This is a genomic window from Halomonas ramblicola (assembly GCF_030409215.1).
GTDB lineage: Bacteria > Pseudomonadota > Gammaproteobacteria > Pseudomonadales > Halomonadaceae > Halomonas > Halomonas ramblicola.
In genome coordinates this window covers 210,596-231,722 of record NZ_JAUFPL010000034.1, presented here as the reverse complement: position 1 = coordinate 231,722, position 21,127 = coordinate 210,596, and the positions used below count along the sequence as shown (strand labels likewise).

Annotated in this window: 19 protein-coding genes; 9 read left to right on the top strand and 10 right to left on the bottom strand. The window is 68.8% G+C overall.

Annotated features, from left to right (window positions below):
• Positions 1 to 92: 92 nt before the first annotated feature.
• Positions 93 to 1,130, bottom strand: coding sequence for a tRNA (adenosine(37)-N6)-threonylcarbamoyltransferase complex transferase subunit TsaD (gene tsaD, locus QWY80_RS18080; RefSeq protein ID WP_290234756.1), 1,038 nt, complete (start codon positions 1,128 to 1,130; stop codon positions 93 to 95).
• Between the two features lie 339 nt (positions 1,131 to 1,469).
• Here tsaD and rpsU point away from each other — a divergent pair, with 339 nt between their 5' ends.
• The 3 genes from rpsU (at position 1,470) to rpoD (ending at position 5,773) form a co-directional block, all read left to right on the top strand.
• A complete protein-coding gene (gene rpsU, locus QWY80_RS18075) occupies positions 1,470 to 1,685 on the top strand; it encodes a 30S ribosomal protein S21 (protein ID WP_016416934.1) in 216 nt (71 codons plus the stop codon).
• A 158-nt stretch (positions 1,686 to 1,843) separates the two neighbouring features.
• The gene (gene dnaG, locus QWY80_RS18070; RefSeq protein ID WP_290234752.1) at positions 1,844 to 3,688 is read left to right on the top strand and encodes a DNA primase; all 1,845 of its coding nucleotides are present in this window, start codon (positions 1,844 to 1,846) and stop codon (positions 3,686 to 3,688) included.
• 243 nt (positions 3,689 to 3,931) lie between these two features.
• Positions 3,932 to 5,773 (top strand): RNA polymerase sigma factor RpoD, encoded by a 1,842-nt coding sequence (gene rpoD / locus QWY80_RS18065; protein ID WP_290234749.1) that lies wholly within the window; start codon positions 3,932 to 3,934, stop codon positions 5,771 to 5,773.
• 206 nt (positions 5,774 to 5,979) lie between these two features.
• Here rpoD and QWY80_RS18060 read toward each other — a convergent pair whose 3' ends face one another.
• Entirely contained in the window at positions 5,980 to 6,636 is a 657-nt protein-coding gene (locus tag QWY80_RS18060) for a hypothetical protein (RefSeq protein WP_290234745.1), read from the bottom strand.
• 329 nt (positions 6,637 to 6,965) lie between these two features.
• Between QWY80_RS18060 and QWY80_RS18055 the strand changes: the two genes are divergently transcribed.
• The 5 genes from QWY80_RS18055 (at position 6,966) to QWY80_RS18035 (ending at position 11,726) form a co-directional block, all read left to right on the top strand.
• Positions 6,966 to 7,742, top strand: a complete 777-nt coding sequence (locus QWY80_RS18055) for an ABC transporter ATP-binding protein (protein ID WP_290234742.1) — start codon at positions 6,966 to 6,968, stop codon at positions 7,740 to 7,742.
• Positions 7,739 to 8,485, top strand: coding sequence for an ABC transporter ATP-binding protein (locus QWY80_RS18050; RefSeq protein ID WP_290234739.1), 747 nt, complete (start codon positions 7,739 to 7,741; stop codon positions 8,483 to 8,485). Before QWY80_RS18055 ends, QWY80_RS18050 begins: the two co-directional genes overlap by 4 nt.
• Before the next feature lie 85 nt (positions 8,486 to 8,570).
• A complete protein-coding gene (locus tag QWY80_RS18045; RefSeq protein ID WP_290234735.1) occupies positions 8,571 to 9,791 on the top strand; it encodes an ABC transporter substrate-binding protein in 1,221 nt (406 codons plus the stop codon).
• A gap of 59 nt (positions 9,792 to 9,850) precedes the next feature.
• Positions 9,851 to 10,738 (top strand): branched-chain amino acid ABC transporter permease, encoded by an 888-nt coding sequence (locus tag QWY80_RS18040; RefSeq protein WP_290234732.1) that lies wholly within the window; start codon positions 9,851 to 9,853, stop codon positions 10,736 to 10,738.
• A gap of 4 nt (positions 10,739 to 10,742) precedes the next feature.
• Complete coding sequence (locus QWY80_RS18035) at positions 10,743 to 11,726, top strand: branched-chain amino acid ABC transporter permease (protein WP_290235483.1); 984 nt, start codon at positions 10,743 to 10,745, stop codon at positions 11,724 to 11,726.
• 63 nt (positions 11,727 to 11,789) lie between these two features.
• On the opposite strand, the gene gfa is transcribed toward QWY80_RS18035, so the two are convergent.
• The 8 genes from gfa to pqqA all read right to left on the bottom strand — a co-directional run bounded on the left by gfa (position 11,790) and on the right by pqqA (position 18,851).
• Entirely contained in the window at positions 11,790 to 12,362 is a 573-nt protein-coding gene (gene gfa, locus QWY80_RS18030; RefSeq protein ID WP_290234729.1) for an S-(hydroxymethyl)glutathione synthase, read from the bottom strand.
• 318 nt (positions 12,363 to 12,680) lie between these two features.
• Positions 12,681 to 12,842 (bottom strand): hypothetical protein, encoded by a 162-nt coding sequence (locus tag QWY80_RS18025; protein WP_290234726.1) that lies wholly within the window; start codon positions 12,840 to 12,842, stop codon positions 12,681 to 12,683.
• Between the two features lie 139 nt (positions 12,843 to 12,981).
• Positions 12,982 to 15,459, bottom strand: a complete 2,478-nt coding sequence (locus QWY80_RS18020; RefSeq protein WP_290234723.1) for an insulinase family protein — start codon at positions 15,457 to 15,459, stop codon at positions 12,982 to 12,984.
• Positions 15,456 to 16,607 (bottom strand): pyrroloquinoline quinone biosynthesis protein PqqE, encoded by a 1,152-nt coding sequence (pqqE, locus tag QWY80_RS18015; protein ID WP_290234719.1) that lies wholly within the window; start codon positions 16,605 to 16,607, stop codon positions 15,456 to 15,458. The genes QWY80_RS18020 and pqqE overlap by 4 nt, the downstream gene beginning before the upstream one ends.
• Complete coding sequence (gene pqqD / locus QWY80_RS18010) at positions 16,600 to 16,887, bottom strand: pyrroloquinoline quinone biosynthesis peptide chaperone PqqD (RefSeq protein WP_290234715.1); 288 nt, start codon at positions 16,885 to 16,887, stop codon at positions 16,600 to 16,602. Before pqqD ends, pqqE begins: the two co-directional genes overlap by 8 nt.
• Positions 16,884 to 17,663, bottom strand: a complete 780-nt coding sequence (gene pqqC / locus QWY80_RS18005) for a pyrroloquinoline-quinone synthase PqqC (RefSeq protein ID WP_290234711.1) — start codon at positions 17,661 to 17,663, stop codon at positions 16,884 to 16,886. The genes pqqD and pqqC overlap by 4 nt, the downstream gene beginning before the upstream one ends.
• Positions 17,664 to 17,756: 93 nt before the next feature.
• The gene (pqqB, locus tag QWY80_RS18000; protein WP_290234706.1) at positions 17,757 to 18,686 is read right to left on the bottom strand and encodes a pyrroloquinoline quinone biosynthesis protein PqqB; all 930 of its coding nucleotides are present in this window, start codon (positions 18,684 to 18,686) and stop codon (positions 17,757 to 17,759) included.
• Positions 18,687 to 18,779: 93 nt separating this feature from the next.
• On the bottom strand, positions 18,780 to 18,851 hold the full coding sequence (gene pqqA / locus QWY80_RS17995; protein ID WP_290235482.1) for a pyrroloquinoline quinone precursor peptide PqqA: 72 nt from the start codon (positions 18,849 to 18,851) through the stop codon (positions 18,780 to 18,782).
• Between the two features lie 358 nt (positions 18,852 to 19,209).
• Here pqqA and QWY80_RS17990 point away from each other — a divergent pair, with 358 nt between their 5' ends.
• Positions 19,210 to 21,033 (top strand): methanol/ethanol family PQQ-dependent dehydrogenase, encoded by a 1,824-nt coding sequence (locus QWY80_RS17990; RefSeq protein ID WP_290234704.1) that lies wholly within the window; start codon positions 19,210 to 19,212, stop codon positions 21,031 to 21,033.
• The last annotated feature ends 94 nt before the right edge of the window (positions 21,034 to 21,127 follow it).

Here is a 21,127-nt window from a genome sequence, read left to right as displayed (position 1 = left end):
GCGGTACCGCCTGCATCATGCCGGGCTCGTCGTGTTCGCCGGCCTGCAGGCGTTGGGCGCTGTGACCATAAAGAGTGCGAGCATGGCGCCTTTCAGTCGCTGCTGGGCGCCTCCAGGGTATCCATGGGCCAGCGCGGTACCGCCTGCATCATGCCGGGCTCGTCGCGTTCGCCGGCCTGCAGGCGTTGGGCGCCCACATAGGCGATCATGGCGCCGTTGTCGGTGCAGAAGCGTCCGCGCGGGTAGTAGGCCCGGGCGTTGCGCTTGGCGCACTCGCGCTCCAGTCGGCTGCGCAGGCGCAGGTTGGCGCTGACGCCGCCGGCCACCACCAGTCGCTTGAGGCCGGTCTGGTCCAGGGCGCGGCGGCACTTGATCACCAGGGTATCCACCACCGCCTCCTCGAAGGCCCGGGCCACGTCGGCGCGGGCCGGGTCGTCCAGGGTTCCCTCGGCCTCGAAGGCGCGCAATGTGGTCAGGGTATGGGTCTTGAGGCCCGAGAAGCTGAAGGCCAGCCCCGGGCGGTCGGTCATCGGCCGCGGGAAGCGCAGGCGCCCGGGGTCGCCGGCCTCGGCCAGTCGGGCGACATGGGGGCCGCCGGGGTAGTCGAGCCCGAGCATCTTGGCCGCCTTGTCGAAGGCCTCGCCGGCGGCGTCGTCCACCGATTCGCCGAGCAGGGTGTAGCGCCCGAGCCCGCGCACCTCGACCAGTTGGGTATGGCCGCCGGAGACCAGCAGCGCCACGAAGGGGAACTCGGGCCGGTCCTCCTCCAGCATGGGAGCCAGCAGGTGTCCCTCCATGTGGTGCACGCCCAGCACCGGGATCCCCAGCGCCCGGGCCATGCCGTGGGCGGTGGCGGCGCCCACCATCAGGGCGCCCACCAGGCCGGGGCCGGCGGTATAGGCGATGGCGTCCAGCTCGCCGCGGCCCAGGCCGGCCTCGTCGAGCACCTGCTGGATCAGCGGCAGCAGGCGGCGGGTATGGTCGCGGGAGGCCAGCTCCGGCACCACGCCGCCGTATTCGGCGTGCATGGCCACCTGGCTGTAGAGGGCGTCGGCCAGCAGGCCGCGTTCGGTGTCGAAGAGGGCGACGCCGGTCTCGTCGCAGGAGGTCTCGATGCCCAGTACGCGCATGGTATCGGCTCGGTTATACGGAACAGCCCGGTATTCTACGCGTCTTGGGGCCTGGCCTGCCATCGCTCGAGACTGTTGTGGTGGCTTGTCCCCGGCGTCCCTCGCTTGTGGGCGACTGCGATTGCCTTGGGGGAAAGCATTTGCAAAGGCCGGGGTGCGCGACTAGAATATGGTGCGCTGCAAGACTGGGTCGTGCACCCAGGTGGCGATTTCCCGTGATCCGTCCATGTCTCCGCTCGCCAGCCGAGAACGGGAGATGTGGCGTCGTCGCGTCAGCTGCCACCCGCAGGGGTGTGCGTACTAACCGAACTCTAGTTACCTAAGGTAGGTGAGTGCTTAATGCCTTCTGTCAAAGTACGTGATAACGAGCCGTTTGACGTCGCGCTGCGTCGCTTCAAGCGTTCCTGCGAAAAAGCCGGTGTCCTCTCCGAAGTGCGTCGTCGCGAGCACTACGAGAAGCCGACTGCGGAGCGCAAGCGCAAGGCGGCAGCCGCCGTCAAGCGTCACGCCAAGAAGCTCCAGCGTGAGCGCAAGCGCTTCGAACGGCTCTATTGATCCGTACTGGAGACGGTCGGGGCCCCGGGCCCGGGCTGTCTCAGGAGGACGCCAAGCGGCCGCCATCCGGTGGCCGCTTGTTTTTTCCGGGGTGTCGGCGTCTCGATGCCGGCGGCCCATGGCGATCGCATCGCGACTCGTGAAGGTGGTCCAGCAGCATGGCCGGACAGATCCCCCAGCGCTTCATCGATGACCTGCTCGCCCGCGTCGACGTGGTCGAGGTGGTGGGCGAACGGGTCAAGCTGAAGAAAGCCGGGCGCAACTACTCGGGCCTGTGTCCCTTCCACCAGGAGAAGACGCCATCGTTCACCGTCAGCGCCGACAAGCAGTTCTACCACTGCTTCGGCTGTGGCGCCCACGGCAACGCCCTGCGCTTCCTGATGGAGTACGACAAGCTGCGCTTCCCCGAGGCGGTAGAGCAGCTGGCCGGGCGGCTCGGCCTGGAGGTGCCCCGCGAGGGCGCCGACGACCCCCGCGCCCAGGCCCGGGAGCGCAAGCGCAAGGAGGGCGTCAACCTGCTGGAGCTCTCGGCGTCCTTCTTCCGCGAGCGGCTGAAGATGCCGGAGGCGCAGGGCGCCCGCGCCTACCTGGAGGGGCGCGGCCTGGCGCCGGAGGTGATCGAGACCTTCGGCATCGGCTACGCCCCGGACGGCTGGGAGGGGCTCAAGCGCCACCTCTCGGAGCGTGGCATCGCCGAGGCGGTGCAGGTGGAGTACGGCCTGCTGGTGCACCGCGAGGAGAGCGGGCGCACCTATGATCGCTTCCGCGACCGGGTGATGTTCCCGATCCGCGACATCAAGGGGCGCACCATCGGCTTCGGCGGCCGGGTGCTGGGCGACGCCAAGCCCAAGTACCTCAACTCGCCGGAGACCCCGGTGTTCCACAAGGGGCGCGAGCTCTACGGGCTCTATGAGGCTCGCCAGGCCGACCACCGCCTGGAGCGGGTGGTGATCGTCGAGGGCTACATGGACGTGGTGGCCCTGGCCCAGTTCGGCATCCGCAACGCCGTGGCCACCCTGGGTACCTCGACCAGCGAGGAGCACCTGTCGCGGCTGTTCCGCCTGGTGGGCGAGGTGGTGTTCTGCTTCGATGGTGACCGTGCCGGCCGACAGGCCGCGGCGCGGGCGCTGGAGACGGTGCTGCCGCTGATGATCGACGGCCGCCAGGCGCGCTTCCTGTTCCTGCCCGAGGGGGAGGATCCGGACACCCTGGTGCGTCGCGAGGGCCCCGAGGCCTTCCAGGACCGCATCACCTGCGCCAGCCCCCTGTCGGAGTTCCTCTTCGACCAGGCGGCGGCGGGGCGCGACCTGGCTCGCATCGAGGACCGCGAGCGCTACGCCAGCCAGGTGCTGGCGGCGCTGGCGAAGCTGCCGGAGGGGGTGCTCAAGTCGCTGATGCTCACCGAGCTGTCACGGCGTACCGGCGTCGAGCCCTCGAGCTTCGCCGCCCTGCTGGCGCGGGCCGAGCCCGCCGCCCAGGAGGCGACGACCGGGCCCGGTGCGTCGGCCCCGGATGCCGGCGGCATGCCGGAGACGGCCCCGCCACTGGGCGAGAGTGCCGCGCCGCCGGGGCGCACCGGCGGTTCGCTGAGCCTGGTGGCGCGGGCCCTGCAGTTGCTGGTCCACGAGCCGGAGCTGGTGGCGAGGCTGCCGGAGGAGGACGACTGGTGCCCCGAGGAGGAGCCCGACGGGCGCTTGTGCCGCGAGGTGATTCGCCTGCTGCGGGCCGGGCGCTATCGCAGCCCCCAGGTGCTGCTGGCGCACTTCCACGGCAGTCCGGAGGGCGAGCGGCTGGCGGCGCTGGCCAGGCGCGAGTTGTTGATCCCCCGGGCGGCGCGCGGTGCCGAATTGGACGGCCTGGTCGGGCACTTCCGTCGGCATCGGCGGCGGCGGTCGCCCCAGGAGGAGATCGAGGCGTTGCTGGCCAGGGAGAAGGCGGGGGAGCGGCTGTCGCGGGAGGAGAAGCAGCGCCTGATGGCGCTGATCACCGAACTGCACCGCTGACCGGAAGGTCAATAATAGTATCATTCGGGTTGGCGCCGAGGTTGAAATCTTTCCTACCATCCCCATTTGTAGGGGACGGCGCTTGGCACCGGCGTAACCTGACAACCTAACACACCTGAATGACCGCGCAAATAGAGCGAACTGGCGGAAGGGTGCTTTCTGCCGCTATACTGTTCGGCTTCACGAGTTTTCTCCACCCAGCGCTTCAGGTGCTTCATTCTTCTTCGTCGAGATAGGGTTTCTATGGCTGGAAATGCGCAGCAGCAGTCACGTCTGAAGGAGTTGATCGCGCGCGGCAAGGAACAGGGCTTCCTGACCTATGCCGAGGTCAACGACCACCTTCCCGAGGATATCGCCGACCCCGATCAGGTGGAAGACATCATCGGCATGATCAACGACATGGGTATCAGTGTCGTCGAGGAAGCCCCCGATGAAGATACCCTGATGATGTCCGATCACTCCACGGACGAGTCTGCCGCCGAGGAAGCCGTGGCCGCCCTGGCAGCGGTGGAGAGCGACGTGGGCCGCACCACCGACCCGGTGCGCATGTACATGCGCGAGATGGGCACCGTGGAACTGCTGACCCGCGAGGGTGAGATCGAGATCGCCAAGCGCATCGAGGAGGGCACCCGCGAGGTGATGTCGGCGCTGGCCTACCTGCCCGGTGCGGTGGAGTCGATCCTCGACGCTTACGACGCCACCCAGGACGAGGAGGCGCCGGGGCGGCTCTCCGACCTGTTCTCCGGCTTCATCGATCCCGATGAGGGCATCCCCGGCGTGGCCGAGGCCGAGGTGCCCGAGGAAGAGCCCGGCGACGCGGCCGGCGGCGACGAGGATGACGAGGACGGTGACGCCGAGGAGGAGAGCAGCGGTGGCCCCGATCCCGAGGAGGCCCGCGCCCGCTTCGAGCAGATCCGCGAGCAGAACGCCGCGGCCCAGGCGGCCATCGAGGCCCAGGGGCGTGGCTCCCGCGAGGCCCAGGAGGAGCTCGCGCGCCTGGCCGAGCTGTTCTCGCCGATCAAGCTGGTGCCCAAGCACTTCGAGCGCCTGGTCAACCAGGTGCGCATCAGCGTCGAGCAGATCCGCGCCCAGGAGAAGGCGGTGATGCAGCTGTGCGTCAAGAAGGGTCGGGTGCCGCGCAAGACCTTCATCAAGGCCTTCCCGGGCAGCGAGTCCGATCCGGCCTGGCTCGACGCCTTCATCGCCGACAACGCCCGGTTCGCCGATCGCCTCGCGCCGCTGCGCGTCGACATCCAGCGCGCCCAGCGCAAGATCGCCTTCGAGGAGGAGATGGTCCGCCTGCCGGTGACCGAGATCAAGGAGGTCAATCGTCGCCTCTCGATCGGCGAGGCCAAGGCGCGTCGCGCCAAGAAGGAGATGGTCGAGGCCAACCTGCGCCTGGTGATCTCCATCGCCAAGAAGTACACCAACCGCGGCCTGCAGTTCCTGGACCTGATCCAGGAGGGCAACATCGGCCTGATGAAGGCGGTGGACAAGTTCGAGTATCGCCGCGGCTACAAGTTCTCCACCTACGCCACCTGGTGGATCCGCCAGGCGATCACCCGCTCCATCGCCGACCAGGCCCGCACCATCCGCATCCCGGTGCACATGATCGAGACCATCAACAAGCTCAACCGAGTGTCCCGGCAGATGCTCCAGGAGATGGGCCGCGAGCCTACCCCCGAGGAGCTCGGCGAGCGGCTCGAGATGCCCGAGGACAAGGTGCGCAAGGTGCTCAAGATCGCCAAGGAGCCGATCTCCATGGAGACGCCCATCGGCGACGACGACGACTCGCACCTGGGCGACTTCATCGAGGACGGCACCATGGTGCTGCCCATCGACTCGGCCACCGGCGAGGGGCTGATCGAGGCCACCCGCAACGTGCTCGGCGGCCTCACCGCCCGCGAGGCCAAGGTGCTGCGCATGCGCTTCGGCATCGACATGAACACCGACCACACCCTCGAGGAGGTCGGCAAGCAGTTCGACGTCACCCGCGAGCGGATCCGCCAGATCGAGGCCAAGGCGTTGCGCAAGCTGCGCCACCCCAGCCGCTCCGAGCCGCTGCGCTCCTTCCTCGACGAGTAAGCCGGCGCCCCAGCGTCGTCACGAAAGGCCCCGCAGGCATACCCGGCGGGGCCTTTCGCTTGAGGGGCAACAGCGCCCCGGTCTCGGCGTTACAGCGCGTGGTGGGACGCCGAGCCGCTCCACTTGCGCATTGCCAACCCGATATTGCTGAACTTTGGCCGAATGGCGGAGCGGCCTCCCTCGGGAGGCCGCTGGCAGGAGCGGGGTCAGCCGGCGTGGCGGGCCCGGGCCCAGTGACGGGCCAGCAGGGTCAGTTCGAACACCGCGAGCAGGATCAGGGCGTAACCGAGCAGTTCCACCACCTCCTCGGCGGCGTCCTTGAAGGTGCGCAGGTAGCGCTCCTGGAGGATCGCCTCCCACATCTCGCTGCGCCCGTAGAGCCGCGAGAAGACGTAGGTGGTGAGGAAGCCGGCGGCGAAGAGCCCGAAGGAGAAGGAGTTGGCGTAGCCGGGAAACTGGGCGACGAAGGCGCGGCGCCGGCGGATCACCGCATAGAGGCAGGGCAGGATGATCAGCGTCACCAGCAGCTGCCAGGCGCCATCGAAGACATAGGCGTCGAGGAAGGCGTCCTGCTCGCGGATCAGCGAGCTGGCCACGAAGGCGAGCAGCAGCAGGCTGACTTCGGGCACCATGCGCAGGCCGAAGCGCACGTAGAGCAGCAGCAGCGTCGCCAGGGCCAGCAGGCCGGTCTGGGCCAGCTCGGTGAAGCCGGTCTCCGAGAAGCGGGCCTCGGGGGCATGGATGGCCTCGAGGTAGACGCCCTGGGCCAGGGCGGCGACGAACAGGATGGCGAGGAAGCCGCGCAGGCAGACGGCGCCGAAGCCGATGGGCGGTGGCCCGGGGGGCATGGGGCGTTGGGACATGGCGGAAGGTTCTGACCGATGTGCATGGAAGCGTGCCATTGTACCGCCAACGCCGCCGGCCTCCCAGTCGGACTGAGGGTCGAGCAGGGCTTTCGCAGTTGCCTACAGCGATGGCCTTCTACGCCATTGGTCGAGTTCGACCTCCCGCCTATTGCCGAGCCGCTTCGACTCCTCTAGCTTACGTTTACGTAAAGTGCTGTTGCGGGGCCGCCGCGCTCCGCCACCCGCTTCTCCGTTGCCGGACAGGCCACAACAATTACAACGGCACACAACAACCACAACGGCATCAACGGCGGATCACCCGTCCGGTGGTCCCGAGAGGACGTCACATGACCCAGGAGTTCATACTGGAAACTCGCGGCTTGACCAAGGAGTTCCGCGGCTTCACCGCCGTCGACGACGTCAACCTGCAGGTCCGCGAGGGGCATATCCACGCCCTGATCGGTCCCAACGGAGCCGGCAAGACCACCGTCTTCAACCTGCTCACCAAGTTCCTGCCACCGACCCGCGGCGAGATCCTCTATCGTGGCAAGCCGATCACCGGCATGAAGGCCAACGAGATCGCTCGCCTGGGCCTGGTGCGCTCCTTCCAGATATCCGCGGTGTTCGGCCACATGACGGCGCTGGAGAACGTGCGGGTAGCCCTGCAGCGCCGCCTGGGCACCTCCTTCCACTTCTGGAAGTCGGAGCGCACCCTCGACCACCTCAATGATCGCGCCGTGGAGCTGTTGGACCAGGTGGGCCTGCGCGACTACGCGGAGGTGCTCACCGTGGAAATGCCCTACGGCCGCAAGCGCGCCCTGGAGGTGGCTACCACCCTGGCGCTGGAGCCCACCCTGATGCTGCTCGACGAGCCCACCCAGGGCATGGGCGCCGAGGACGTCGATCGCATCGTCGAACTGATCAAGCGCGTCTCCGCCGGCCGCACCGTGCTGATGGTGGAGCACAACCTCAGCGTGGTGAGCCGCCTGTGCGACCGCATCACCGTGCTGGCCCGCGGTGGCGTGCTGGCCGAGGGGGACTACGCGGAGGTGTCCCGCAACCCGCAGGTGCGCGAGGCCTACATGGGCAGCGAGGCGGCAGCGGAAGAGGAGGCCGGCGCATGAGCGATGCAGCCGAGGTGTTCACCGACTACCAGGAGCGCGACGGCGCCGAGCTGCTGCGAGTCAGCGACCTCCACGCCTTCTACGGCGAGTCGCACATCCTCCACGGCGTCGACTTCGACGTGAAACGCGGCGAGCTGGTGACCCTGCTGGGGCGCAACGGTGCCGGCCGCAGCACCACCCTCAAGGCGATCATGAACATGGTGGGGCGGCGTACCGGCTCGATCATGATCAATGGCGCCGAGACCCTGGGCATGAAGCCCCACCGCATCCCGCGCCTGGGCATCGGCTACTGCCCCGAGGAGCGCGGCATCTTCTCGAGCCTCGACGTCGAGGAGAACCTGCTGCTGCCGCCCACGGTGCGCTCCGGCGGCATGTCCATCGACGAGATCTACGCCATGTTCCCCAACCTCCTGGAGCGGCGCCGCAGCCAGGGCACCCGGCTCTCCGGCGGCGAGCAGCAGATGCTGGCCATGGCGCGCATCCTGCGCACCGGCGCGCGGCTGCTGCTGCTCGACGAGATCACCGAGGGGCTGGCACCGGTCATCGTCCAGGCGCTCGGCGAGGTGCTCGTCAAGCTCAAGGAGCGCGGCATGACCATCGTGCTGGTGGAGCAGAACTTCCGCTTCGCCGCGCCCCTGGCCGATCGTCACCTGGTGATGGAGCACGGCCGCATCATCGAGGAGATCGCTGCCGCCGAGCTGCCTTCCCGGCGCGATCACCTCAACACCCTACTGGGGGTGTGATGGCCCGCCCGTCGCCCGGCAGTCCTGTCACCGCCAACCGTATCGACAACAACAACCGCCCCGCCGTGGGCCACGGAGAAGACCAATGACCTTCGATCGCAAGACCCTTGCCTCGAGCATCGCCCTCGCCGCCGCCACCCTGATGGCCGGCGGCGCCCAGGCGCAGATGAGCGACGATGCCGTGCGCATCGGCTATCTGGCCGACATGTCCGGCACCTATCGCGACCTGGCCGGCCCCGGCGGCCTGGAGGCCCTGGAGATGGCCGTCGAGGACTTCGGCGGCGAAGTGAACGGCACCCCCATCGAGATCTTCAGCGCCGACGATCGCAACAGCGCCGACGTGGGTGCCAACACCGTGCGCGGCTGGATCGACGAGGAGAACGTCGACCTGGTGGCCGGCCTGGTGGCCTCCTCGGTGACCATCGCCGTGACCAAGGTGCTGGAGGCGAACGATGGCCTGGGGATCGTCTCCGGCTCCGCGGCCTCGAGCATCACCGACGAGCACTGCACACCGAACCACATCCACTGGGTCTACGACACCTACCCGCTGGCTAACGGCACCGCCAAGGCGGTAGTGGAGCAGGGCGGTGACAGTTGGTTCATGCTCACCGCCGACTATGCCTTCGGCCACGCCCTGGAGGGCGACGTCACCCGGGTGGTGGAGGAGAACGGCGGCGAGATCGTCGGCGGGGTGCACCATCCCTTCCCGACCAGCGACTTCTCCTCCTACATCCTCCAGGCCCAGGGCTCGGGCGCCAAGATTGTCGGCCTGGCCAACGCCGGCTCGGATACCGTCAACGCCATCACCACCGCCAGCCAGTTCGGCCTGACCCAGTCCGGCCAGCAGCTCGCCGGCCTGCTGATCTTCCTCAACGACGTCCACGCCATGGGCCTCGAGGCCACCCAGGGCCTGCTGCTCACCACCGGCTGGTACTGGGACATGGACGACCAGGCGCGCGAGTGGGCCGAGCGCTACTTCGAGCGCGTGGGCAGGATGCCGACCATGGTCCAGGCGGGCATCTACTCCAGCACCACCCATTACCTGAATGCCGTCGCCGAGCAGGGTACCGACGACCCCGAGGCCATCCGCGCGGCCATGGCGGAAGCCCCCATCGAGGACTTCTTCGCCCGCAACGGCCGCATCCGCGAGGATGGTCGCATGGTCCACGACATGTACCTGGCCCAGGTGAAGAGTCCCGAGGCGTCCGAAGGCGAGTGGGATGTCTACGAGATCCTCTCCACCATCCCCGCCGAGGAGGCCTATCGGCCGCTCGCCGAGAGCCAGTGCAAGCTGGTCAACAACTGAGCGGAAGTGGAACCGGCGGCGGCCGCCCGGGTCGCCGCCCCTGACGGGAGGTCCATGACATGACGATGATATTCGGGGTGCCGTTGGCGGTGTTCATGGGCCAGCTGATGCTGGGCCTGATCAACGGCGCCTTCTACGCCCTGCTGAGCCTGGGCCTGGCGGTGATCTTCGGGTTGCTGAAGATCGTCAACTTCGCCCATGGCGCCCAGTACATGCTGGGGGCCTTCGCCGCCCTGCTGGGGCTGCAGTACCTGGGGCTCGACTACTGGGTGGCACTGCTGCTGGTGCCGCTGGTGGTGGGGGGCCTGGGCATGCTGATCGAGCGTTTCATCCTGCGCCGCATCGCCCATCTCGACCACCTCTATGGGCTGCTGCTGACCTTCGGCCTGGCGTTGATCTTCGAGGGCTCGCTGATCAACCTCTTCGGCGTGTCGGGGTCCAGCTACCCCACGCCGGCGGCGCTGCAGGGTGGCGTCAACCTGGGCTTCATGTTCCTGCCCACCTATCGTGCCTGGGTGCTGGTGGCGGCCCTCGGCGTCTGCCTGGCCACCTGGTTCATCATCGAGCGCACCCGCCTCGGCGCCTACCTGCGGGCCGGCACCGAGAATCCGGCACTGATGCAGGCCTTCGGCGTCAACGTGCCCCAACTGATCACCCTGACCTACGGCTTCGGGGTGGCGCTGGCCGCCTTCGCCGGGGTGCTGGCCGCCCCGCTCTATCCGGTGTCGCCGACCATGGGCTCGAGCCTGCTGATCGTGGTCTTCGCCGTGGTGGTCATCGGCGGCATGGGTTCCATCCTGGGGGCCATCGTTACCGGCCTGGCCATGGGCCTGATCGAGGGCCTCACCAAGGTCTACTACCCCGAGGCGGCCAACACCGTGATCTTCCTGGTGATGGTCGTGGTCCTGATGCTGCGTCCCGCGGGACTCTTCGGCAAGGAGACATGACATGATGGGGACATCCCAGACCCTGACCCCGGCCCTGCGCCGCCGCCGCCAGGCCAAGCTGCGTCGCAACACCCTCTACCTGGTGCTGGTTGCCATCGGCCTGGTGGCACCCTTCGTGGCCTATCCGGTGTTCCTCATGAAGGTGCTGTGCTTCGCGCTGTTCGCCTGCGCCTTCAACCTGCTGCTCGGCTATGCCGGCCTGCTCTCCTTCGGGCATGCCGCCTTCCTGGCCACCGGCGGCTATTTCACCGGCATCATGCTGGCCAGCTACCCGGGGCTGACCCCGGAGCTGGGCATCCTGATCGGTACTCTCGCCGCGGTGGTGCTGGGCATCCTGTTCGGCGCCCTGGCGATCCGCCGCCAGGGGATCTACTTCGCCATGGTGACCCTGGCGCTGGCGCAGATGGTGTACTTCTTCTTCGTCCAGGCGCCCTTTACCGGCGGCGAGGACGGCCTGCACGGCGTGCCGCGCGGCGAGCTGTTCGGGGTGATCAGCCTGCGCAGCAACGTCGCCATGTACTACTTCGTGTTCGCGGTCTTCCTGATCGGCTTCGCCGTCATCCAGCGCGCCGTGCACTCGCCCTTCGGCCAGGTGCTCAAGGCGATCCGCGAGAACGAGCCACGCGCCGTGTCGCTGGGCTACAACGTCGACGCCTACAAGCTCCTCGCCTTCGTGCTCTCCGCCGGCCTGGCCGGCCTGGCGGGATCGACCAAGACGGTGGTCTTCCAGCTCGCCTCCCTGACCGACGCCCACTGGCACATGTCCGGCGAGGTGATCCTGATGACCCTGCTGGGCGGGGTGGGCACCCTGTTCGGCCCGGTGGTGGGCGCGGGCCTGGTGGTCAGCCTGCAGACCCAACTGGCGCAGTCGCCCCTGGGCAACTGGGTCAGCGTGATCCTCGGCGCCATCTTCGTGATCTGTGTGTTGAGCTTCCGCAGTGGCATCGTCGGCGAGATCCAGAAGATGGTGAGAAAGAACTTCAAGTGAGCCATCGGGCGCCCCGAGGGGCGCCCGATGTCGGCTTGACCGTCGGAGGGAGTACCGCGGCGTTTACAGTACCCCCTTGGCCTTGGCGGTATGGGTGGCGATGGCGTCCATCAGTGGCGGTGACAGGCAGTCGTAGGGTTCCAGTCCCAGCTCCTTGAGGCGGGCACGCACCGCGCTCATGTCGTCGGGGTTGGTCCCGGATTCGATGATCGAGGAGACGAAGGCGGCGAACTCCGGAGCCGCCCAGCCACTGTCATCCGAGAGCTCGGTATGGATGAAGTCCAGGCCGTGGAAGGGGTGCTCGGTGTTCTCGATGCGCCCGAACATGTGCACGCCGCAGCCCTTGCAGGCGTGGCGCTGGATGGCGGCCGAGGGATCGACGACTTCCAGCTTGTCCTCGTTGGCGGTCACCTTGAGCTTGTCGCGCGGGACCACGGCGACCATCGAGAACAGCGCGCCCTCCGGCTTCCAGCACCTGGTGCAGCCGCAGACGTGGTTGTGGGCGCACTGGGCCTCGACGGTCACCTCGACCTTGTCGTCGGGGCAGTGGCAACGCAGGGTGCCGCCGGCGAAATCGTCTCGACCGGGGCGTACGCCGTCATCGACGGCGGGATGGATATGGATGTGGTGGCTCATGGCGTTATCCTCGCCCGTAGGCGTCGAGGTCGTCTCGGTTCGGGTGTCGGTGCGTGCGGTCGCGTCGGTCCGGGAGGGGCGTTCCGCCGTCTCGCCGCCCGCTTTGGGGGGCGTCCTGGGCTCGGGTTTCCCTCCGCCGAACCAGCGCTGAATGGTATCCATCAGGCTCATTGGCTACTCCTCCTGCCTCACCCCACGACCGGGCGTATGTCAGGCCCTTCGCGCGGTTCCGGGCATGTGTGATTCGTGAGGTTCCGTGCGCGTGTGATTCACGCGGCACCGGGCGCGTGTGATTCGCGCGGCATCGGGCGCGTGTCACTAGTGCAGCACAGTACGGATACTCTTGCCCGCTTGCAGCGGGTCGAAGGCCTCGTCGATCCGCTCGAAGGGCCGGTCGTGGGTGATGAAGTCGTCGACGTCGATCTCGGTGGGCTCCAGTGGCTGGCCCGTTGCCAGGGCGATGGCGGCTCGTGATTTCATGGAGACTCTCCCGGTCGTTGTGGCCACTGTCGGGTGTCGTCACGGTCAGGCTGGCACTGACTGTCAGTCTAGGTGAGCCTCGACGGGGGATTGTGCCGCAGGGGCAGAAGTGCGTTGCTGTCAGGCAACGCTGGGGGCCTCAGGCAGGAGCATGGGCCCACCAGTGCCGCGGCAGTTCCCCGTCCACCAGGGCCGCCGCCTGCTCGCCGAGGTCGTCGACGCCGAGTCGTGCCAGTACGGCGAACTCCTCGTCCCAAGGGGCCGGGCGCCAGGCGGCGTCGCCGGACGGTGTCCGGCAACGCAGCGCCTGCCAGGCGCGGGCGACGGCCTCGCCCTGGGTCTCGGGGCGCCCTTGGCGCGCGATCAGGCCGTGCCGCCGGCGCTCCAGCTCCGCCGGGGTGAGTCGGGCCAGGGGCGTGCCACTCCGCTCGAGGAAGTCGAGGATCGCCCGGTGCAGGACGTCCAGCGTGGCGTGGGGCGACTGCACCACGTACCCCAAGCGCGGCCAGCCCGCGGCCTCGCGGTAGCGCACCGCCGCCACATAGCCGAACCCGTGGTGCCGGCGCATCTCCCGCTGGAAGGCGGCGTCGTGGCAGGCAGCCAGCAGCTGCAGCAGCCAGCGGCTGCGCGCGTCGGCGTCGCGGCCGCTCACCTCGAGCATCACCGCCTGCTCCGCGCCCTGGGGCGGCAGCCGGCTCTCCTCACCCGAGGCCATCGCATCGTCGGCCACGGTGCGCTCCGTCGTCGGCAGCAAGGCGGCGAAGCGCCGAGCCTGCTCGACGGCCTCCCGGGCGTCGAGCTCGCCGCCGGCCCAGCCGAGCAGAGGTGGCTGTTGTAGCGAGCCGAGCAGCGACGGCGGTGCCTCGCCGGGGAGCGGTCGGGTCTCCAGGCGTTGCAGCAGGCGCTGGGCGATCAGTCCCCCCGCCGGGGATGAGCCGGCGGCGTCCTGGGGGACGGTCGTCCAGGCGTCGAGGGCCTGCTCCACCAGGGAGGCGAGCCGTTCCGGATCGCCCAGGGCGATCAGCCAGTCGCCCCTGGCATCCGCCTCCAGGGTCAGGGAGAGCCCCTGGGCGGTGGCCACCTGGCGCAGCGCCAGGGTGCGGCGTCGCCAGCGGGCGAGACGCGCCGCGCGGCCGGCGGCATCGGCAGGCCAACCCAGGCACCAGCTCGCCCGCTGCACCGGGGTCGGCCACGCCGGGCTGCCCCACCAGAGCGAGAGTCGGGCGTCATGCAGGAGCCGCCCCGGCACCTCGTCGCGCGAGGCCTGCCGCGGCGATGCCACGAGGTCGGGAGCGGGCCGTTCGGGAGGGGCAGCCGCCTGCCGGGGCCGGGGCAGCGGCCGATAACGGGTGCCGGTCTCGATGAGTGTCGACCAGGCACCGCCCTGGCCGCCCGCCCGCCGCCACAGCAGCCGGCAGCGGTCGCCGGCGAGCCAGCCGGCCAGGGGCATGTCGTCCGGTGGCGGTGGCGTCGCTGCGTCGATGGCCAGGCGGCAGGCCTGGCGCCGGGGCCAGGCGTCGAGGTCGACGGGGGCAGGGGGAGGGCGTCCGAGGCGCTCGGTCAGTGCCCCGGCCAGGGCGCGTCGGCAGGCGCCGAGCAGCGTCGCGAGGGGCGTCGTCGCCTCCACCGGTGCGAGACGCAGCGCCAGGGCGGGACCGGTGCCGGGCGGGGCCGTATCGACGCTGAGCTCCTCGAGGTCGACGCTGGCCTGCAGGGTGGCCGCCAGCCGGCCGTCGGCCAGCCGTGCCGCCACGGCCTCGAGCCGTCGGTCATGGGCCAGGGCCTCGGGCAGTGGCCAGATCAGCTCCAGCGCGTCGGTGGGCGGGGCGGAGGGGGAGGGCAGGCACCAGGCGACACCGCCCGGGACGTCCCAGCGCCAGGCGGGGGCCTGGTGAACCGCCGCGCCGCCGGGGATGGTGCTGCCATACCGCTCCAGCAGGGCGAGCTGCTCGTCCAGCGGCAGGGGGCCGAGCATCGCCAGCGCCATACGCTCGGCGCGGTAGTGGCGGCGGTGGAAGGCGTGGAGCTCGGCGGTCAGCCCGTCGATATCCTCGCCCAGGGTATCGCGATGGCCGGCATGGCAGGTCCGGGCCGGATGCGCGGGGCGACAGAGCCGTCCCAGGGCCGCCAGGCGGTGCAGCGCCGGATCGTCCAGGCGCGCGCGGAATTCGGCGTCGAGCACCGCCACCTCGCCGGCGAGGTGGCCGGCGTCGAGACGCGGTCGGCAGAGCAGGTCGATCAGGCGCGCCAGCCCCGCCTCGGCGGCGCCCGGCGGCAGGTGCAGGTGGACGTCGGTGACCCGTTCGTCGGTATGGGCGTTGTAGCGGCCGCCCTGCGCGCCGATCCAGTCGTCCCATTCGCCCGGATCGGGGGCGTGCGAGGAGCCGAGGAAGAGCCCGTGCTCGAGCAGGTGGGCCAGGCCACGGCGCTCGGGCGGCTCGTCGAGATAGCCGACCCCCACGGCACCCACCAGCCGCAACTGGCGGGCGTCGGGGACCTCCGCCGCCACGACCCTGAGCCCGCTGGCCAGCCGCCGCGTCCGGGCGCGGCTGCCGGGGGGCAGGCCAAGCTCGAGCCGGCCTGGGTCCCGGGGGCCCGCGGATGCCGACGCGCTCATGCGCGGCAGAAGACCCGCGACTCGCGGGCGTTGCGTGGCGTCAGCTCCCTGGCCGTGCGGGTGTCGCCCTCGGCTTCGCGGCGGGCGGCCTCGATCAGGTGATGGTTCGGCGACAGGTCGCATACCGGGTCGGTGGCGGCGGGGTCGCCGGTGAGCAGGTAGGCCTGACAGCGACAGCCGCCGACGTCACGGTGGCGCTCGTCGCAGCTGCGGCACGGCTCCTGCATCCAGGCCTCGCCGCGATAGCGGTTGAAGGGCTCGCTGTCGTACCAGATCTCGCGTAGCGGCCGCTCGCGCACCGACGGAAAGGCCATCGGCAGGAGGCGCGCGCTGTGGCAGGGCAGCACGGCACCGTCTGGGGCCACGGTCATGAAGATCGAGCCCCAGCCGCCCATGCACGCCTTGGGCCGGTCGGCATAGTAGTCGGGCACCACGAACAGCAGGCGCATCTCGCGGCCACGCTCGGCGAGGTGCTCCCGCCATCGGGTGGTGGTGGCCTCGGCGGCCTCGAGCTGCTTGCGGCTCGGCAGCAGCCCCGCGCGGTTGAGGTGTGCCCAGCCATACATCTGGCAGTTGGCCAGTTCCACGGCATCGGCGCCGAGCTCGTCGCACAGCGCGATGATGGCGTCGAGTCGGTCGATGTTGTGGCGGTGCAGCACCACGTTGAGCACCATGGGGTAGCCGGCCGCCTTGACCGACCGGGCCATGGCCATCTTCTTCTCGTGGGCCTTGCGTGAACCGGCCACTGCCGCGGCGACATCCGGATCGGAGGCCTGCAGGCTGATCTGGATGTGGTCGAGCCCCGCCTCGTGCAGCGCCGCGATGCGCGCCTCGTCGAGGCCCAGTGCCGAGGTGATCAGGTTGGTGTAGAAGCCGAGCCGGCGTGCTTCCGCCACCAAGGACTCGAGGTCCTGGCGCACCAGCGGCTCGCCGCCGGAGAAGCCCAGCTGCACGGCCCCCAGGGCGCGGGCCTGGGTCAGGACGTCGAGCCACTCCGCGGTAGTGAGCTCCTCCCCGACGCCGGCGAAGTCCAGGGGGTTGGAGCAGTAGGAGCACTGCAGCGGGCAGCGATAGGTCAGTTCGGCGAGCAGCCACAGCGGGGCGCCCGTCTGGCCGTTGGCGGTGGCGGTATCGGTATGGTCAGTCATGGTGGATCCAACCCTGTTGGGCGGCCTCGGCCAGGAAGTCGTGGACGTCCCGGGCGATGGCGCCTTCCGGCGCCTGGGGGTAGCGCGCCTCGAGCTCGCGAATCACGCCGTCGACGTCGCGTCGGCCATCGAGTTCGCCGAGGATGGCGCCGGCGGAGTCGTTGAGTTGCACCATGCCCTCGGGATAGAGCAGCACATGGCGCTGCTGGTGCTCCTCCCACTGCAGGCGCCAGCCCGGGCGCAGGCGACAGACGCTGGTGCCTTGGATGGCGGCGTTCATGACAACCCCCGGTGGTAGACCCGTTGGTCGGTGACGCTGTGGTAGGGCGGTCGGCCGAGCTGGTAGGCCAGCGTCATGGCGTCGAGCATCGACCACAGCACGTCGAGCTTGAACTGCAGGATCTCCAGGGCGCGCTCCTGGGCCGCGCGGGTGGTGCAGGCCGCCAGGGCGAGCTCGAGGCCGTGCTCGACGTCGCGACGCGCCTCCGAGAGGCGCTTGCGGAAGTAGCCATAGCCGGCCGCGTCGATCCAGGGGTAGTGCTTCGGCCAGGTGTCCAGGCGGCTGCGATGGGCCTGTGGGGCGAACAGCTCGGTGAGTGAGGAGATCGCCGCCTCACGCCAGTCGGCGCGGCGCACGAAGTTGACGTAGGCGTCCACGGCGAAGCGCACCCCCGGCAGCACGTGCTCCTGGGACCACAGCTCGTCGCGGGTGAGCCCCACCGCTTCGCCCAGGGTCAGCCAGGCCTCGATGCCGCCGCCATCGTCGTCGTGGCCGTCGTGGTCCAGCAGGCGCTGGATCCAGCGCCGCCGGAAGGCGGCGTCGGGACAGTTGGCCAGCAGGGCGGCGTCCTTCTGGGGGATGTTGATCTGGTAATAGAAGCGGTTGGCGACCCAGCCACGCAGCTGCTCGGGCGTGGCGCGCCCCTCGGCCATATCGACCTGGTAGGGGTGGTGGATATGATAGAAGGCGCCCTTGGCCATCAGGGCCTCGCGGAAGACGGCCCGACTCATGGCCTCCCTCTGCGAACTCGCCAGCGGCGACGCGATGCGTGTCATGCGGGGCTCCTCTGCTGGGTCGGATATCCCCCGGAGCACGCTCCGAAGGCACGGCGCCTCCTTCAGATTGAGACGACAGGTGGCGATGCCGGTTCACACCGTCAGGCGCATGCCGTCGAAGGCCACCTCGATCCCGGCGGCGGTCAGCGTGGCGCGCTCCTCCGATCGCTCGTCGAGGATCGGGTTGGTGTTGTTGATATGGATCAGCACGCGCCGGGTGGTGGCCGGCAGGACGGTCAGCGCGCGCAGCAGGCCGTGTTCGCCGGACAGCGCCAGGTGTCCCATGTCGCGGCCCGTGGCCCGGCCGACACCGGCATGGATCAACTCGTCGTCCCGCCACAGGGTGCCGTCGACCAGCACGCAGTCGGCCTGAGCCAGGAAGTCGCGCACCCGGTCATCGAGCTCACCCAGGCCGGGGGCATAGAAGAGGCGCGTGCCGTGGCGTCGATCCTCGACCAGCAGGCCGATGTTGTCGCCTGGGGTCGGCGCCCCACGCCGGGGCGAATAGGGCGGGGCGTTGCTGGACAGGGCCACGGCGGTGAAGGTCAGGTCGGGGCAGGCGGACACCTCGAAGGAGGCCTCCAGGTGGTCGTCATCGATCGCGATGGGGCGCCAGGTCAGGCCACCCTGCCAATGCTCGAGCATGGAGAACAGTGGAAAGCCGCCGCTCAGGTCCTGGTGGACGTTGGGCGTGCACCAGACATCGAAGGGACACCCCTCGCGCAGCGACAGCAGGCCCGTCGTGTGATCGATCTGGCCATCGACCAGCAACACCCCGGCGATCCCGCTGTCCCGCGGGACCCGTTTGGGGTGCAGCTCGGGATTGGCGGCCAGTTGGGTGCGGATGTCCGGGGAGGCGTTGCACAGCAACCAGCGCTCACCGTCACCGCTGAGGGCGATCGACGACTGGGTACGCGGCAAGGCCTCGATGTCGCCTCGGCGCAGACCGAGACACAGCCGGCAGTTGCAGTTCCATTGGGGAAAGCCGCCGCCGGCGGCGGCCCCGAGCACCAGTACGTGCATGGCTGTCTCCCTGCTCCCGCCTCGACCGCTCGACACGAAAAGGCCGACGCTCCGTACGGAAGCGTCAGCCAGACGAATACCTCCTGGGGCCTATCAACGGTTGGAAATATACAGCGTTACTTCGAAGCCTAGGCGTAGATCTCGGTAGGCGGGCTTGGTCCACATGAGCATACCTCCACGACGATTCGGTGGATCCGATGACTCCACCCATCAGTTAAGCACGCTGGGCGCGCTCCACCTTAATACTAAAGTCTAGTAGCCGGGAGCGTTGGCGAATGTCGCCAGGTGGTGGGACGGACGGGCCCCGTCATGGTGCGGTTCCTGCAGGGATGCATCGAGATTGTTGCTATCAGGCAAAAGTCTTTTGCCTCGATGCCGATATGGAATTCCTCCCGGCCGGCCTGTTGCCCGCGAAAGTTGTGCTAGACCTTCCTGTGTTAACGCGTGAAACAAGATAACAATCACGACCCGATGTGCCGGATCCCCCGGCACCCCTCCCAGTGCGACGCACGGAGACAACGCCATGCTTCGTCAAATCGGTTATGCGGTGACGGCTGCCGGGTTGATGGCCGCCTCCCTGGCGCATGCCAACGACAATCAACTCGAGCTGCAGCAGAACCCCGAGTACTGGCCCACCCAGTTGGGCAACTACCAGGGCCATCGCTACAGCGAACTGGACCAGATCAATCGCGACAATGTCAATGAGTTGCGATCGGTCTGGCAATTCTCCACCGGCGTCCTGCGTGGCCACGAGGGGGGTCCCCTCTTCGTGGGCGACGGGCGCCTCTATATCCATACGCCTTTCCCCAACAAGATCTTCGCCCTCGACCTGGAAGACGAGGGGCGCGTGATCTGGAGCTACGAGCCCGATCAGGATTCCCGCGTCATCCCGGTGATGTGCTGCGACACCGTCAACCGTGGGCTGGCCTATGCCGACGGCCGCCTGTTCCTCGGCCAGGCCGACAATACCTTGATCGCCCTGGACGCCGAGAGTGGCGAACTGCTGTGGGAGGTCAGCAACGGTGACCACACCGTCGGCGAGACCAACACCATGTCGCCGCTGGTGGTCCACGACAAGGTCATCGTCGGCATCAGCGGCGGCGAGTACGGCATCCGCGGCCACATGACCGCCTATGACGTCGAGAGCGGCGAGAGGGTCTGGCGCGGCTACTCCACCGGCCCCGACGACGAGGTGCTGCTCGACCCGGACACCACCACCATGCTGGGCGAGCCGATCGGCGAGGCCGACCTGGGCGTGAGCACCTGGCCCGAGGGCGAGTGGGAGCGCGGTGGCGGGGCCCCCTGGGGCTGGATCACCTACGATCCCGAGCTCGACCTGATCTACTACGGCACCAGTAACCCGGGGAGCTGGAATCCCAACCAGCGCGCCAAGGACGGCGAGCCGGCCGACAACAAGTGGGCGATCACCGTCTTCGCCCGGGATCCCGACGACGGCGCGGTCAAGTGGGTCTACCAGAAAGTGCCCTTCGACGAGTGGGACTACGACGGCGTCAACGAGAACCAACTGATCGACATCGAGTTCGAGGGCGAGCAGCGCAAGGGGCTGGCGATCATCGATCGTACCGGCTTTGGCTTCCTGCTGGACCGCGAGACCGGGGAGTTGCTGGTGGCCGAGAAGTTCGCCCCCGAGACCAACTGGGCGGACAGCTATGACATGGAGACCGGGCGTCCCGACGTCAACGAGGAGTACAGCACCTTCCGTCAGGGGGTGAACGTCAACACCACCGATATCTGCCCCACCGCCATGGGGGCCAAGAACATGCAGCCGAGCGCCTATTCGCCGGAGACCGGGCTGGTCTATGCCGGCATCAACCGGATCTGCATGAACTACGAGCCCTATGAAGTCGACTACGTCGCCGGTCAGCCCTATGTGGGGGCGACCCTGACGATGATGCCGGCTCCGACCCAGAACGGCGAGATGGAAGGTCGCATGGGCAGCTTCATCGCCTGGGATCCGGTGGCCGGCGAGACCGTCTGGGAGATCGACGAGCGCTTCGCGGTATGGAGCGGCGCCCTGGCCACGGCCGGTGACCTGGCCTTCTACGGCACCCTCGAGGGCTATGTGAAGGCGGTGGACATCGAGACCGGCGATGAGCTGTGGCGCTTCAAGACGCCCTCCGGGATCATCGGCAACGTCAATACCTTCATGTACGAAGGCAAGCAGTATCTGGCCGTCCTCTCCGGGGTCGGCGGTTGGGCCGGTATCGGCCTGGCGGCGGGACTCGAGGAGCCCGAGGAGGGCCTGGGGGCCGTGAGTGCCTTCGCCGCCCTGGAGGACTACACCGAGCTCGGTGGGGTGCTGACGGTCTTTGCACTGCCGGACTGAGCCACTCTCCAGGTCCCTGTCGCGGGGCACGAGCGGCCGCCCGTGCCCCGTCTTCTTATTCAGCCCGGGCGCATCGGCCCGGAAGCCTGACCCC